This is a genomic window from Amycolatopsis sp. NPDC003865, assembly GCF_053605345.1.
Map to the genome: position 1 here is coordinate 17,821 of NZ_JBSGJA010000039.1, position 14,658 is coordinate 32,478.

13 protein-coding genes and 1 tRNA gene are annotated in these 14,658 nt (G+C 69.5%); 9 read left to right on the plus strand and 5 right to left on the minus strand.

The annotated features are described in order from the left end of the window. The first annotated feature begins 119 nt into the window (after window positions 1–119). From ACWEVP_RS48370 to ACWEVP_RS48390, 5 genes are all read left to right on the plus strand, one after another. The gene (locus ACWEVP_RS48370; RefSeq protein WP_452069367.1) at window positions 120–1,028 is read left to right on the plus strand and encodes an ABC transporter ATP-binding protein; all 909 of its coding nucleotides are present in this window, start codon (window positions 120–122) and stop codon (window positions 1,026–1,028) included. Window positions 1,029–1,051: 23 nt separating this feature from the next. Next, window positions 1,052–2,245 carry an ABC transporter permease gene (locus ACWEVP_RS48375; RefSeq protein WP_452069402.1) on the plus strand — a complete coding sequence of 398 codons (1,194 nt, stop codon included), beginning with the start codon at window positions 1,052–1,054 and terminating at the stop codon, window positions 2,243–2,245. Between the two features lie 214 nt (window positions 2,246–2,459). Then, entirely contained in the window at window positions 2,460–3,233 is a 774-nt protein-coding gene (locus ACWEVP_RS48380; RefSeq protein WP_452069368.1) for a mechanosensitive ion channel family protein, read from the plus strand. 69 nt (window positions 3,234–3,302) lie between these two features. Next, a complete protein-coding gene (locus ACWEVP_RS48385) occupies window positions 3,303–4,016 on the plus strand; it encodes an MOSC domain-containing protein (RefSeq protein ID WP_452069369.1) in 714 nt (237 codons plus the stop codon). 54 nt (window positions 4,017–4,070) lie between these two features. Further along, window positions 4,071–4,706, plus strand: coding sequence for a nicotinamide mononucleotide transporter family protein (locus ACWEVP_RS48390; RefSeq protein WP_452069370.1), 636 nt, complete (start codon window positions 4,071–4,073; stop codon window positions 4,704–4,706). On the opposite strand, the gene ACWEVP_RS48395 is transcribed toward ACWEVP_RS48390, so the two are convergent. Both ACWEVP_RS48395 and ACWEVP_RS48400 read right to left on the minus strand, forming a co-directional pair. Further along, window positions 4,687–6,297: an L-lactate permease gene (locus ACWEVP_RS48395; RefSeq protein ID WP_452069371.1), complete on the minus strand. Its 1,611-nt coding sequence runs from the start codon at window positions 6,295–6,297 to the stop codon at window positions 4,687–4,689. The genes ACWEVP_RS48390 and ACWEVP_RS48395 overlap by 20 nt on opposite strands. Window positions 6,298–6,407: 110 nt before the next feature. Further along, entirely contained in the window at window positions 6,408–7,001 is a 594-nt protein-coding gene (locus ACWEVP_RS48400; RefSeq protein ID WP_452069372.1) for a TetR/AcrR family transcriptional regulator, read from the minus strand. An 83-nt stretch (window positions 7,002–7,084) separates the two neighbouring features. On the opposite strand from ACWEVP_RS48400, the gene ACWEVP_RS48405 reads away from it, so the two are divergent. Continuing rightward, on the plus strand, window positions 7,085–7,828 hold the full coding sequence (locus tag ACWEVP_RS48405) for an SDR family NAD(P)-dependent oxidoreductase (protein WP_452069373.1): 744 nt from the start codon (window positions 7,085–7,087) through the stop codon (window positions 7,826–7,828). Here the strand turns inward: ACWEVP_RS48405 and ACWEVP_RS48410 are convergent. Both ACWEVP_RS48410 and aceE read right to left on the minus strand, forming a co-directional pair. Further along, the gene (locus ACWEVP_RS48410; protein WP_452069374.1) at window positions 7,825–9,036 is read right to left on the minus strand and encodes an alpha-hydroxy acid oxidase; all 1,212 of its coding nucleotides are present in this window, start codon (window positions 9,034–9,036) and stop codon (window positions 7,825–7,827) included. The two genes, ACWEVP_RS48405 and ACWEVP_RS48410, sit on opposite strands and share 4 nt — an antisense overlap. A gap of 72 nt (window positions 9,037–9,108) precedes the next feature. Further along, complete coding sequence (aceE, locus tag ACWEVP_RS48415; protein WP_452069375.1) at window positions 9,109–11,904, minus strand: pyruvate dehydrogenase (acetyl-transferring), homodimeric type; 2,796 nt, start codon at window positions 11,902–11,904, stop codon at window positions 9,109–9,111. Window positions 11,905–12,321: 417 nt separating this feature from the next. Between aceE and ACWEVP_RS48420 the strand changes: the two genes are divergently transcribed. The 3 genes from ACWEVP_RS48420 to ACWEVP_RS48430 all read left to right on the plus strand — a co-directional run bounded on the left by ACWEVP_RS48420 (window position 12,322) and on the right by ACWEVP_RS48430 (window position 13,397). Further along, a complete protein-coding gene (locus ACWEVP_RS48420) occupies window positions 12,322–12,753 on the plus strand; it encodes a DUF3052 domain-containing protein (protein WP_125306217.1) in 432 nt (143 codons plus the stop codon). A 72-nt stretch (window positions 12,754–12,825) separates the two neighbouring features. Next, complete coding sequence (locus ACWEVP_RS48425) at window positions 12,826–13,287, plus strand: peroxiredoxin (RefSeq protein WP_452069376.1); 462 nt, start codon at window positions 12,826–12,828, stop codon at window positions 13,285–13,287. 38 nt (window positions 13,288–13,325) lie between these two features. Then, a tRNA-Val gene (locus ACWEVP_RS48430) sits at window positions 13,326–13,397 on the plus strand. A gap of 549 nt (window positions 13,398–13,946) precedes the next feature. Here ACWEVP_RS48430 and ACWEVP_RS48435 read toward each other — a convergent pair. Further along, window positions 13,947–14,657, minus strand: a complete 711-nt coding sequence (locus ACWEVP_RS48435; protein WP_452069377.1) for a recombinase zinc beta ribbon domain-containing protein — start codon at window positions 14,655–14,657, stop codon at window positions 13,947–13,949. Window position 14,658: the final 1 nt, after the last annotated feature.

A 14,658-nucleotide genomic window follows, 5' to 3' on the forward strand; every position in this document is an offset into this window, starting at 1 on the left:
CGATCCTACGTGCTCCGCAACTTTCGTAGCCGCTGGTGGCAACGCCGGGTGGTAGGCGGGGCGTGTACGGACTGCCTAGGATCGCGGGCGGGGGAACAGGGATGAACGGGGGAACCGGAATGACCGGTTTAGAGATCGACAAGGTCTCCAAACGCTACGGCGACGTGGTCGCGTTGCGGGAGATGACGTTCGAAGTCCGGCCTGGTGAGCTTTTCGGCTTCGTCGGGAGCAACGGCGCCGGGAAGACCACGACCATGCGCATCGCGCTCGGCGTGCTTTCCGCCGACGGCGGCGAAGTCCGCTACGACGGCGAGCCGGTGACGCACGAAACGCGCCGCCACATCGGGTACATGCCCGAAGAACGCGGCCTGTACCCGCGGATGAAGGTCGCCGAGCAGCTGACGTACCTCGCGCGGCTGCACGGCATGCCGGCCGCGGACGCGCGGAAGTCGGCGGAGAAGTGGACCGAACGGCTCGGCGTCGCCGGCCGTCGCGACGACGAGGTGCAGAAGCTGTCGCTGGGCAACCAGCAGCGCGTCCAGCTGGCCGCGGCGCTGGTGCACGAGCCGCGGATCCTGGTGCTCGACGAGCCGTTCTCCGGCCTCGACCCGGTCGCGGTCGACGTGATGAGCCAGGTGCTCAAGGAAAAGGCCGCCGAGGGCGTGCCGGTCGTGTTCTCCAGCCACCAGCTCGACCTGGTGGAGCGGCTGTGCGACCGGGTCGGGATCGTCCGGAGTGGACAGATGGTCGCCAAGGGGACCGTGGACGAGCTGCGGGCCGGCGGCGCCGTGCGGCTGCGCGTGGACGCGCCCGAGGCCGCCGACGGCTGGGCCGACAGCCTGGCCGGGGTGAAGGTGCTCGGCCGGACGGGCCCGGTGACCGAGCTGGAGCTGGGCGACGGCGCCGACGACCAGGCGGTGCTCAAGGCCGCGCTGGCCACCGGGCCGGTGCGCGAGTTCGCGCGCGAGCAGCCGTCCCTGACCGAGTTGTTCCGTTCCGTCGTCACCACCGAGGAGGTCCCGGCGTGAGCACTCCCGTTCCGGACGTCCGGATGAGCCCGGCCGCGGCGGTGGGGCTGGTCGCCTCCCGCGAGATCAGCACCCGCGTGCAGTCGAAGGCCTTCCGCGTCGCCACCGTCGTCATGCTGCTGCTGATCGTGGTCGGCATCGTGCTGATCAAGCTGCTCTCCGGGGGCGGCGGGGCCGACTCGAAGGTCGGCTTCACCGCGGCCACGGCCGGGTTCTCGGCGCCGCTGAAGGCGTCCGGGCAGGCCGTCGGCGAGAGCATCGAAACCACGCAGGTCGCCGACGAGGCCGCCGGGCGCGCGCAGCTGGCCGACGGCTCGCTCGACGCGCTGCTCACCGGCGACGGCAAGAGCGTGCACGTCCAGGTGAAGAAGGACCTCGACGGCAAGCTCGCGAACGTCCTGCAGCTGGTGGCCCGCCAGGTCGCGCTCGACCAGCAGATCACCGCGCTGGGCGGGAACCCGGCGCAGTTCGAGGGCGTCGTCGCGAGCGCGAAGTTCGTCGAGGACCCGCCGCTGGAGGAGCCCTACGACTACAACGGCCAGCAGCTCGTGCTGGGCATCGTCGCCGGCATCCTGATCTACCTGTCGCTGATGATCAACGGCCAGACCGTCGCGCAGGGCGTCGTCGAGGAGAAGACCTCCCGGGTGGTGGAGCTGCTGCTCTCGACGATCAAGCCGTGGCAGCTGATGGCCGGGAAGGTGCTCGGCATCGGCGTGGTCGGGCTGATCCAGATGCTGGTGATCGGGGTCGGCGGCGTCGTCACCGGGCTGGCGACGGGCACGCTCACCATTTCCGTTTCGGCGGCCGTGGGCACGGTCGTCTGGCTCGTCGTGTGGTACCTGCTCGGGTTCTTCATGTACTCGATCGTGTTCGCCGCGCTCGGGGCGCTGGTCTCGCGCCAGGAGGACGTCGGCGGCGCGACGATGCCCGCGCTGATGTTCGTGATCGCCGGGTACGTGGTCGGCATTTCCGTGCTGCCGTCGGATCCGGGCAACACGTTCGTCGAAGTGCTTTCGGTGATCCCGGTGTTTTCGCCGACGCTGATGCCGATGCGGCTGGCGATGGGCGGGGTGCCGGTGTGGGAAGCGGTGGTGTCGGTGGGGCTGGTGGTGCTGATGATTCCGGGGCTCATCTGGCTGGCCGCGCGGATCTACCGGAATGCGGTGATGCGGACCGGCGCGAAGGTGAAACTGCGCGACGCGCTGCGGGCGGCCTGAGGTTTTCGTCGCCCCCGGGTAATGCTCGAGGCCGCCCGGCGCTCGCGGTTTTCGCTGCGCCGGACGGCCTCGTCTCCCCGGTCCCCACCGGTGAAACCAGTATGGCCACGGGTGATCTTCGCGCGCCAGTCGTCTCACTCGATCGTGGGGCGCACGAGTTGCCGACTCGGGGTACCTGATCAACGATCCGGTGCAAATCCGTGGAGGGAGCCGTATGGGCGAGCAACTGAAAGACGGGCTCGGGCAAGCGTGGAACCTGGTGGCCACGTTCGTCCCGAAACTCGTGGGATTCCTGATCATCCTGCTGATCGGCTGGTTGATCGCGAAGGCGGTCTCGAAAGGCCTGGCGCTCGTGCTGGGGAAAGCCGGTTTCGGGAAACTGGTCGAGCGGACCGGGCTGAGCGGGAAGATCGGCTCGCAGCAGATCGACGCGACGGGAATCCTCGTCAAATTGGTCTACTACTTCATCCTGCTGATCGCGCTGCAGCTGGCGTTCGGCGTCTTCGGGCCGACCAACCCGGTGAGCCAGCTGCTCAACGACATCATCGCGTTCCTGCCGCGGATCGTGGTGGCGCTGGTGCTGGTCGTGGTCGCCGCGGCCATCGCGAAGGTCGTGCGTGACGTCGTCGCGTCGGCGTTGTCCGGCCGGGGCGCGGCACGCCCGCTGTCGCTGGGCGCCTACTGGCTGATCATGGCGTTCGGCATCATCGCGGCGCTCGGCCAGGTGAACATCGCGACGGCGATCACCGGCCCGGTGCTGATCGCGGTGCTCGCGACGATCGGCGGCGTGATCGTGGTCGGCTTCGGCGGCGGCCTGATCAAACCGGCCCAGGACCGCTGGCGAGGCTGGATGGCGAACATGGAGCACCAGCTGGAGACGCCGAAGCAGCGCAGCGGCGAGATGGGCACCGCCGAGCGGCCCCGCATGCCGGTGGGCGCGGACAACACGCCGACCCCGCCGGCGGGAACCCCGCGCCCGCAGGTCTGAGCGAGGCGAAGGGGACGGGCCCGGCGGTCGGGGAAGCCGCCGGGCCCTTCTTCGCACTACGCTGGGGTGATGGGGGTCGTGGCGGCGCTCTGGCGCTATCCGGTGAAGTCGATGGCCGGCGAACGGCTGGCCGAGGTGCTCGTCGACCAACGAGGACTGGACGGTGACCGCCGCTACGCCGTCCACGACCCCGGAGGGAAGTTCGGCAGCGGCAAGAACTCCCGCCGGTTCCGGCACATGCCCGGGCTGCACGCCTTCGCCGCGCGGTACGACGGCGACGTCCCGGTGGTGACGTTCCCGGACGGGCGCGTGCTCCGGGGCAGCGAAATCACGACACAGATCGCCGACGTCCTGGGCTTCCCGGGTGCCGAGCTGGCGCGCGAGGCGGCGGTCCCGCACCACGACGAAGCGCCGCTGCACCTGGTCACGACGTCGTCGCTGGCGTGGCTGGCCGAGCGCGCGCCCGGCGTCGCGCTCGACGAGCGGCGGTTCCGGGCCAACGTCCTGCTCGACACCGGCACGTCGCCTGAGCTGACCGAAGACGCCTGGGTGGGGGAGCGGATCCGGATCGGCGAGGTCGAGCTCGAAGTCCTCCGCAAGGCCGTCCGCTGTGTGATGGTCGGCCTGCCGGCCGAGGGGTTGCCGGCCGCGCCCGGGCTGCTGAAGACGATCGCCGAGGCGAACGACCTGACCTTCGGCGTCCAGACCCGCGTCGTCCGCGGCGGGACGCTCCGCCTCGGGGACGTCCACGAGCCGGGATGTTCCGCGGCTCACAGTCTCTAGGGAATTCACCCCCTCCGGAGCATGTTTGATGCGGTAGGACGAAAGGGGCGTCAGGTGGATTTCCTGCTGCACCACGGAATCACGGTGCTCGGTCAGTGGATCTCGATCGCGGAGCTCGCCGGGCAGGTGTTCGCGCTCGCCGTCGTGTTCCTCGCGCAGCGCCGCACCCTGTGGACGTGGCCGGTGCAGGTCGGGGCCACCGTGCTGCTGTTCGCCGTCTACGTCTCCGCGCACCTCGGCGGGCTCGCCGCCCGCCAGGTCGCCATCCTCGCCATCTCCGTCTACGGCTGGTGGGCCTGGACCCGCCGCCAGGACCCGGTGTTCGGCGTCGTCGTCCGGCAGGGCCGGCTCGCCGAACGGCTGGCCATGCTGGGCGCCTTCGTCGCCGGCACCACCGTGATGGCCCTGGCCCTGGACGCGCTGAACGCGTCCTGGGCGCCCTGGCCGGACGCCGCCATCTTCGTGGGCACCCTCGTCGCCTTCGGGGCGCAGGGGGCGGGGCTGGTCGAGTTCTGGCTGGTCTGGCTGGTCGTCGACGCGATCGGCGTGCCGCTGCAGATCTCGTCCGGCCTGTACTTCTCGGCCGCGATCTACATCGTCTTCGCCGGGCTGGTCATCCACGGCTGGTGGAGCTGGAACCGCTCGGCCAAGCGCGTGGCCGGACGTCAGGTCACGGCAGCATCCAGCTGAGCACCGCCGTGCTCTGCCCGAGCACGATCAGGCACATCACCAGCAGCAGCCCCACGCTCCACGGCAGCACCTTCCGCAGCAGCTTGCCCTCCTCGCCGGGCAGGTTCGCCGCCACGCAGGCGATCGTGAGGTTCTGCGGGGACACCATCTTGCCGAGCACGCCGCCGGAGCTGTTGGCCGCGGCCAGCAGGTCGGCGGCCAGGCCCGTCTTGTTCGCCGCCGTCACCTGCAGCGCGCCGAACAACGCGTTCGCCGAGGTGTCCGAGCCCGAGACGGCGACGCCGAACCAGCCCAGCACGGGCGACAGGAAGGCCAGGCCGGCGCCGGCGGCCGCGATGAACGTGCCGATCGTGCTCGTCTGACCGGACAGGTTCATCACGTAGGCCAGCGCGAGCACGCCGGTGACGGTGAGGATCGCGAACCGCAGCTCCTTGACCGTGGCCAGCCACTCCTGCACGGTGCCGCTCGCCGAGACGGCCAGGATCGCGGCGGTGATGATCCCCGCGAGCAACACGAGCGTGCCGCCGGTGTTGAGGAACGGCAGCGAGAACGTGTTGCCGGACACCGGTTTCCCGTTCGGCCCGGCCACGTTCAGGCCCGGCCAGTGGAACTTCCAGGTCGCCTTGTCCAGCAGCTTCTTGACCGGCGGCAGCACGGCGATGGAGAAGATCACGATGATCAGCGCGTAGGGCAGGTACGCCTTGACGACGTCGTTGCGCGAGTCTTCAGGGGGCGCTTCCCCGGTCACCGTCCCGCCCATGCCGACCCGGACGGCTTCGGGCACCGGGCGGCGCGTCTGGGGGAGCGCGACCAGCGCGGCGGCGCCGGCGAGCGCGGCCCCGATGTCGGCCAGCTGCGGAGCCACGTAGTTGGACGCGAGGAACTGGACGAGCCCGAACGCGACGCCGCAGACCAGCGCGGGCAGCCAGGTGTCCTTCAGGCCGCGCTTGCCGTCGACGATGATCACCAGCAGCAGCGGGACGACCAGGGCGAGCAGCGGCGTCTGGCGGCCGACGATCGAAGAGACGTCCTGCAGCGGCAGACCGGTGACCTGGGCGAGGGTGACGACGGGGGTGCCCATCGCGCCGAACGCGACCGGCGCGGTGTTCGCGACCAACGCGACGACGGCGGCCTTGACCGGGTGGAACCCGACGGCCACCAGCATCACGGCGCTGATCGCGACCGGCGCCCCGAACCCGGCCAGTGCTTCCATGAGCGCGCCGAAGCAGAAGGCGATGATCAGTGCCTGGATCCGCGGGTCGTCGGAGATCCGGCCGAACGAGCGGCGCAGGACGTCGAAGTGCCCGGTCCGCACGGTGAGCCGGTAGATCCACAGCGCGTTGACGACGATCCACATGATCGGCCACAGCCCGAACGCGGCGCCCGACAGCGCGCCGGAGACGGCCTGGACGACCGGCATGCCGTAGGCGGCGATCCCGACGACCAGCGCGACGAGCAGCCCGATGAGGGCGGCGTGGTGCGCCCGCATCCGGACGACGCCGAGGAGGACGAGGACGGTGGCGAGCGGCAGCACGGCGACGAGCGCCGACAGGCCCAGCGAACCCAGGGGAGTCAGATTCTGCACGAACACGGGCGACCTCCGTTTTCCACGATGCGAAAACGGCCTTTCGGCGGGTGCCCGAGATCTTCGTCACAAACCCGGCGGTCCGTCAAGAAGTTGAGACCGGTTGGCCCAATCCGTCAACGGCTGACCGGCAGCACCGCGAGCGCGGTCTCGGCGATGCCGCGCAGGTCGGCCCGGTCGCAGCCGCCCTTGCCGAGGGCTTCGATGCCGCGCATGGTCGCCAGCAGGAGGCCGGCCAGCCGGGCCGGGTCGTGGCCTTCGGCGAGGTCGCCCGCGCGCTGGGCCCCCGCGACGCAGGCCGTCAGCAGGCTGTTCAGTTCACGGAACGCCACGCGGGCGCGGTCGGCGATCTCGGCGTCGTGCTCCGCGCACTCGGCCGCGGCTTTCGCGATGAGGCAGCCCCGGTGGATGTCGTCCGCGGCGACGGCCTCGGCGTCGGCCAGGACGTAGTCGCGAAGCCGTTGGTAGGCCTCGTCGTCGGGGCCTTCGAGCTTGCGGCGCGCGCTTTCCAGCGCGGCGGTGCAGTGGTCGTCGAAGATGCGCACGAAGAGGGCGTGCTTGTCGCCGAAGGCGCCGTAGAGGCTGCCTTTGCCGAGGCCGGTCGCGGCGGCGATGTCGTCGATCTTCGTGCCCGCGTAGCCGGTCGACCAGAACCGGTCCCGCGCCGTGCGCAGGACCGCGCCTTCGTCGAAGCTCCGCGGTCTCGCCATGATTTCAGGATAGCCATTCTTGACTGTCTCGTCCAGAACGGCGTATGTTCTGGACGAGACAGTCAAGAACTTGGGAGGACAGCATGAAGCTGGCGGGCAAGACCGCGCTCGTGACCGGCGCCGGGACCGGCATCGGGCTGGGGATCGCGAAGCGGTTCGCGGCGGAAGGCGCGCACGTCGTCATCACCGGGCGGCGCAAGCAGGTCCTCGACGACGCCGTCGCCGAGATCGGCGGATCGGTCCAGGCGATCCGCGCCGACTCGGCGAACCTCGCCGACCTGGACGAGGTCTACCGCGCGATCGCCGAGCGCGGCCGCGGCCTGGACGTCGTGGTGGCCAACTCCGGCGGCGGCGTCAACGCCCCGCTCGGCGAGATCACCGAGGAGCAGTTCGACGCGACCTTCGGCACGAACGTCAAGGGCGTGCTGTTCACCGTGCAGAAGGCGCTGCCGCTGCTCAACGAGAAGGCGTCGATCATCATGACCGGCTCGACGACGTCGACGCGCGTGGCGCCGGGCATGAGCATCTACGCCTCGACGAAGGCCGCCGTACGCAACTTCGCCCGCACTTGGGCGCTCGACCTGCAGGGCAAGGGGATCCGCGTGAACGTGCTGAGCCCCGGGCCGACGCTCACCCCCGGCCTGCTCGGCCTGGCCGAACCCGGTGCGCAGCAGGAGATGGTGGAGCGGATGGCGGAGGCGGTCCCGCTGGGCCGCCTCGGCGACCCCTCGGAGATCGCCGCGGCGGCGCTGTTCCTGGCCACCGACGAGGCGAGCTTCGTCAACGGCGTCGAGTTCTTCGTCGACGGCGGCCAGGCGCAGGTCTAACGAAGGGTGGCGTGGCTCGGCGTCAGGTCCTTCAGCGTCCGGACGCCGAGCAGCTGCATCGTGCGGACCATCTCCGTCCGCAGGATGTCGACGCAGCGCTGGACGCCGCGCTCGCCGCCGGCCATCAGGCCGTACAGGAACGCGCGGCCGATCAGCACCGCGTCCGCGCCGCGCGCGATCGCCGCCACGATGTCGCCACCGGACAGGATGCCCGTGTCGACCCACACCTCGGCGCCGCCCTGGACCTCGTCCAGCACCGCGGGCAGCAGCTCCAGGGGCGTCGGGGCGCGGTCGAGCTGGCGGCCGCCGTGGTTGGAGATGAGCACCGCGTCCGCGCCGTGCTTCACGACGTCACGGGCGTCGTCGACGTTCTGCACGCCCTTCACCACGAGCTTCCCGGGCCAGGTCTGGCGGACCCAGTCCAGGTCGTCGAAGTTCAGCGTCGGGTCGAAGAGCTTGTTCAGCAGCTCGGCGACCGTGCCGCCGAAGTGGTTGAGGGAGGCGAACTCCAGCGGCTCGGTGGTGAGCAGGTTGAACCACCACGCCGGGTGCAGCGCGCCGTCGAGGAACGTCTTGAGCGTCAGCGCCGGCGGGATGGTCAGGCCGTTGCGGACGTCGCGCAGGCGGGCGCCGCCGACCGGGGTGTCCACGGTCAGCATGAGCGTGTCGAACCCGTTTTCCCACGCCCGATTCATCAGATCTTCACCGGCGCCGTGGTCGCGCCAGACGTAGAGCTGGAACCACTTGCGGGCCTCCGGCGCCGCCGCGGCGAGGTCCTCGATCGACGTCGTCGCCATCGTCGAAAGGCCCATCGGGATGCCGTTGCGCTGCGCCACGCGCGCGACGGCGGCCTCGCCCTCGTGGTTCATCATCCGGGTGAACCCGGTGGGGGCGAAGGCGAACGGCAGCGCCGAGGTCTTCCCGAGGATCTCCCGCGTGGTGTCCACATCGGACACTCCGCGCAGCACGTTCGGGTGGAACTCGATTCGGCGGTAGGCCTGCCGCGCGCGGCGCAGGCTGTCTTCGAGCTCGGCCGCGCCGTCGGTGTAGTCGAACGCCGCCCGCGGCGTGCGCTTGCGGGCGATCATCCGCAGGTCCGCGATGGTGTGGGCGTTCGCCAGCCGCCGTTCGGTCGGGTTCAGCACGATCGGCTTGGGTCGCAGGATCTGCTTCAGCTCAGCGGGCTTCGGCAGGCGGCGCTTGGTCACCTTCATCACTCCCTACGTGCCACGGGACCCGGCAGACATCGGATGTCTGCCGGGTCCCTTTCTAGCATCGGATCACGCGCTGCCGGAATCCGACGTCTGCGGCCCGGCGGCCGCGATGTCGTCGAGCCGGTACTTCGTGGCCGCTTCGAGGACCTTCGCCTGGTCGACCTCGCCGCGCTTGGCCAGGATCGACAGGGCGCCGACCGTGATCGACTCGGCGTCGATCAGGAACTTCCGCCGCGCCGCCGGCCGGGTGTCGGAGAAGCCGAACCCGTCCGTGCCGAGGGTGAGCATGTCGGTCGGGACGTACGGGCGGATCAGGTCCGGCACCGCGCGCATCCAGTCCGACACCGCCACGACCGGGCCGTTCGCGCCCTTGAGCGCCTCGGTGACGTACGGCACGCGCGGCTCGCTGCCCGGGTAGAGCAGGTTGTCGTGGTCGATCTCGACGGCCTCGCGCCGCAGCTCGGTCCACGACGTCGCCGACCACACCGCGGCCCGCACGCCCCACTCCTCGGCCAGCAGCTTCTGCGCCTTGAGCGCGTCCGGCATCGTGACGCCCGAGACGAGGATCTGCACCTCCGGACCGTCGCCCCCGGGCGCGTCCGCGTACTTGTACAGACCCTTGAGCAGGCCGTCGACGTCGAGGTTCTCCGGCTCGGCGGGCTGCTGGTACGGCTCGTTGTAGATCGTCATGTAGTAGAAGACGTTCTCGCCGTTGCCGTCCGGGCCGGTCTCGCCGTACATCCGGCGCAGGCCGTCCTTGATGATGTGCGCGATCTCGAACGACCACGCCGGGTCGTAGGCGACCGCCGCCGGGTTGGTCGCCGCCAGCAGCAGCGAGTGGCCGTCCGCGTGCTGCAGGCCCTCACCCGTCAGGGTGGTCCGGCCGGCGGTGGCGCCGAGGACGAACCCGCGGGCCATCTGGTCGGCGGCGGCGTAGAGGCCGTCACCGGTGCGCTGGAAGCCGAACATCGAGTAGAAGATGTAGATCGGGATCATCGGCTCGCCGTGCGTCGCGTACGACGTGCCGACGGCGGTGAACGACGCGGTCGAGCCCGCCTCGTTGATGCCCTCGTGCAGCAGCTGGCCCTTCTCGGACTCCTTGTAGGCCAGCATCAGGCTGGCGTCGACCGAGGTGTAGGTCTGGCCGTGCGGGTTGTAGATCTTGGCCGTCGGGAACATCGAGTCGAGGCCGAAGGTGCGGGCCTCGTCCGGGATGATCGGGACGACGCGCTTGCCGATCTCGGAGTCCTTCGCCAGCTCGCGGACCAGCCGGACGAACGCCATCGTCGTGGCGACCTCCTGCTTGCCGGAGCCCTTCCGGATGCCCTCGTAGACCTTGTCGCCGGGCAGCACGAGGGCCTTGGCGGCCTTCGGGCGGCGTTCCGGCAGGAAGCCGCCGAGCGCCTTGCGGCGGCCGATCATGTACTCGATCTCGGGCGAGTTCGCGCCCGGGTGGTAGTACGGCGGCAGCTTCGGGTCCCGCTCGAGCTCCTCGTCGCTGATCGGGATCCGCTGCGAGTCGCGGAACAGCTTGAGGTCGTCGAGGGTGAGCTTCTTCATCTGGTGCGTGGCGTTGCGGCCCTCGAACGCCGGGCCCAGGCCGTAGCCCTTGATGGTGTGGGCCAGGATCACCGTCGGCTGGCCGTGGTGCTCCAGCGCCGACTTGTACGCCGCGTACACCTTGCGGTAGTCGTGGCCGCCGCGCTTGAGGTTCCAGATGTCGGCGTCGGAGAGGTCCTTGACCAGGTCCTTCGTTCGCGGGTCGCGGCCGAAGAAGTGCTCGCGGACGAAGGCGCCGTCGTTGGCCTTGTACGTCTGGTAGTCACCGTCCGGGGTGACGTTCATCAGGTTGACCAGCGCGCCGTCGCGGTCGGCGTGCAGCAGCGAGTCCCACTCGCGGCCCCAGATGACCTTGATGACGTTCCAGCCGGCGCCGCGGAAGTACGACTCGAGCTCCTGGATGATCTTGCCGTTGCCGCGTACCGGGCCGTCGAGCCGCTGCAGGTTGCAGTTGATCACGAAGGTCAGGTTGTCGAGACCCTCGCCGGCGGCCACGTGGATCAGGCCCCGCGACTCGGCTTCGTCCATCTCGCCGTCGCCGAGGAACGCCCAGACGTGCTGGTCGTCGGTGTTCTTGATGCCGCGGTCGCGCAGGTAGCGGTTGAACCGCGCCTGGTAGATGGCGTTCATCGGGCCGAGGCCCATCGACACCGTCGGGTTCTCCCAGAAGTCCGGCATCAGCCGCGGGTGCGGGTACGACGGCAGGCCGCCGCCCTCGCCGGCGTGGCTGTACTCCTGGCGGAAGCCGTCGAGCTGCTGCTCGGACAGCCGGCCCTCGAGGAACGCGCGGGCGTAGATGCCGGGGGAGGCGTGGCCCTGGATGTAGATCTGGTCGCCGCCGCCGGAGTGGTCCTTGCCGCGGAAGAAGTGGTTGAAACCCACCTCGTAGAGCGCGGCCGAGGAGGCGTAGGTCGAGATGTGGCCGCCGACGCCGACGCCGGGGCGCTGCGCGCGGTGCACCATGATCGCCGCGTTCCAGCGGATCCAGGCGCGGTAGCGGCGCTCGATGTCCTCGTCGCCGGGGAACCACGGCTCGTTCTCGGTGGGGATGGTGTTGACGTAGTCCGTCGAGGTCAGGGCCGGGACGCCGACGTTCCGCTCCCGGGCCCGCTCGAGGATGCGCAGCATCAGGTACCTGGCTCGCTGCTGCCCGCCCCTCGCGAGGGCCTCGTCGAAGGAGTCCAGCCACTCGGCGGTCTCCTCCGGGTCGATGTCGGGCAGGTGCGCCGCCAATCCGTCACGGATGACGCGTACGCGTGCCGGGGTCTCCTTGCCGGAGGCGCCGTCGTTCTGCGGGGCCAAGGGGTCTCCTTGCGAAAAGTTGTAGCCGGTGGTGCTCGTACTCGGGGGTGTACGACTCTCCATCGTCGTCTTCCGTCCCGGCTTCCGCACCGCTACTTGGCGGTAACATGGGCCGACCCGGTCGAGCCACTCCCCGCGCGCGGTGTATCGCGCGCGCGTTTTCTTCTCCCCCACCCTAGGGGACGGCACCCGATGGGGTGGCAGACCGGTCTCGCGAGGTACCCGAAACGCTCTCGCGGGAGGCCGGTCGCGGGCCGTATCCTGCGACACGAGTTGTCAAAGATCCGGTGTGGACGGTTGCGCGCGGAGCCCTACCAGTGTTCGCTGTTCGCAACCGGGTCGCCGAGTGTGGCGCCGTCGTACCCTCTCCGGGGGTGCATGACGCCACACTCCGTCGTAGTTGGAGGAGTGAAAGCAGTGGTCGCCGCGGGAGACGCTGATCAGTCAAGCGTCGCCGAGAGGCTCGGCATCAAGCCCGAGATGGTGGTCCAGGAGATCGGCTGGGACGAGGACGTCGACGACGACGTCCGCGCGGCGATCGAGGAGCAGATCGGCGGGGACATCCTCGACGAGGACGCCGACGAGGTCATCGACGTGGTGCTGCTCTGGTGGCGCGAGGACGACGGCGACCTGGGCGACGCGCTCATCGACGCCAGGGGCCCCCTGGAGGAGACCGGCGTCATCTGGGTGCTCACCCCGAAGACGGGGCAGCCGGGACACGTCGAGCCGAGCGAGATCGCCGAAGCCGTGCCGGCCGTCGGGCTGGCCCAGACCGCCAACATGAGCGTCGGGGCGAACTGGATCGGGACGCGCCTGGTCTCCCCGAAGTCGAAGTCCAAGCAGCGCTGAACAGGTCCCGCCCGGCAGACACGATAGGGTTGTCGTCGCAGGCACGTGTCCGTACGGGAGAGGAAACGCGGTATGACCGTCGAGGTCGGTTCTGAGGCCCCTGACTTCACGCTCAACGACTACAACAAGCAGCCGGTGCAGCTGTCGTCCTTCCGGGGCGACAAGCCGGTCCTGCTGGTCTTCTACCCGTTCGCGTTCAGCGGCATCTGCACCGGCGAGCTGTGCCAGCTCCGCGACGAGTTCGCCGACTACGACAACAAGGGCGTCCAGGTCCTGGGCGTCTCGGTCGACACGCCGTTCTCGCTGAAGGCGTGGGCCGAGAAGGAGGGCTACCAGTTCCCGCTGCTGTCCGACTTCTGGCCGCACGGCGAGGTGGCTCAGGCTTACGGGGTGTTCAACTCCGACGCCGGCTTGGCGGTGCGCGGAACGTTCTTGATCGACACGTCCGGTGTGGTCCGGTTCGCCGAGGTCAACGCGCCGGGCGAGGCCCGCGACCAGCAGGGCTGGAAGAAGGCCGTGGCCGAACTGGTCTGATTTCCCGGGCAGCGGTCTCGTTGGGGGCCGCTGCCCGCGGGCGCATAGCTCAGCGGAAGAGCACTCGGTTTACACCCGAGCGGTCGCAGGTTCGAACCCTGCTGCGCCCACCGAACCACGCTTATTCCAACCCCATCCGGTGAATCCCTCACCGGATGGGGTTTCGTCGTTTTCGCCGCCCAGACTGTCCCTGACGTCGTCGAACGCCCTTCGGAAGACGTTTGCCCGCCCGACACCGGTCGGCGGGGTCTTAGTCCGTCTGAGGGCCTGGTCGTGTATGTCGACCACGTCCGCGCCACGCGGGCTGTCGAGCAGCGCGGCGAACGGCTCAATGAGGACGCGGCCAACCACCGATCCGTCCTCCCCGATGTACAGCTTCTCGAAAAACCCCTGGTTGATCTGTCGTCGGATCTTGTCCGGAGCGCTCCGGTAGGCCGCCTGACACTGCTCGGCGGCCTGGAGCGCTTCCAACGAGGTCTGCTCGATGTCCGCCGTGGTGGACTGGGCACTCCGGATTTCGCGATCGGCTTCGGCGAACTGGCGCGTGTGCCGCTGCATCTCAGCCGCCAGCAGCTCCTCCGGGGTGGCGCCGGCGTAGTGCGCGCGCAGGAGCTTCTGGCGTTCGTCTTGGGCCTGCTCTTTCTATCGAGTAGCTCGCTTCAGGTGGTCGCTGGCTTCGCGCTCCTGCTGGGCCAGCTCGCCGCGGACAGTTTCTTGGATGTGAGCACTGAGCGCAGAGGTGAGGCGGAACCGCAGGTAGAACGCCTCAATGGCTTCCTCAATGCGCTCGACTCGCACAGCTGGACGGGCGCAGTTCGTCTCCTTCGTCTTTTCTTGAGGCAGCAGTAGTACTCGTACAGGCCACTGCGACCCCGGGTCTGGGAGTAGACCAGTCGGTCGCCGCACTCCGAGCAGTAGATCGTGCCGCGCAGATAGTGGGTGTGCTTACGATCTTTCTCGCCAGTGTGATTGTGACTGGCGAGAGCGTCTTGGATCGCCAGCCAAGTTTCCCGCTCAATGAGTGGCTGGTGCTTCCCCTCGTAGTGATGCCCTGGTAGGCGACGACCCCCATGTAGTACGGGCTGCGCAGCAAGTGGTGCATGCCGTTGACGGAGATGGGTTGGCTGGGCCGTTTCGGCGACGGCCGGGCGCTCAAGCCTTTCGCGCGAGCGGCAAGTGTGAGGTCTGCCACAGTCCACTTGCCGGTGGCGTACTGCTCCAGGCACGAGCGGGCGAGGTTGGCGCGTTCCGGGTCGAGCACGACGGTCGCGGCGAGCACACTGTTGATCGGCTCGCGGACGTTCGTGTAGCCGGTCGGGGCGCGGAAGGGGGGTGCCGCCCTCTTCGGCCTTGCGGGCGAGCCTCTTCATG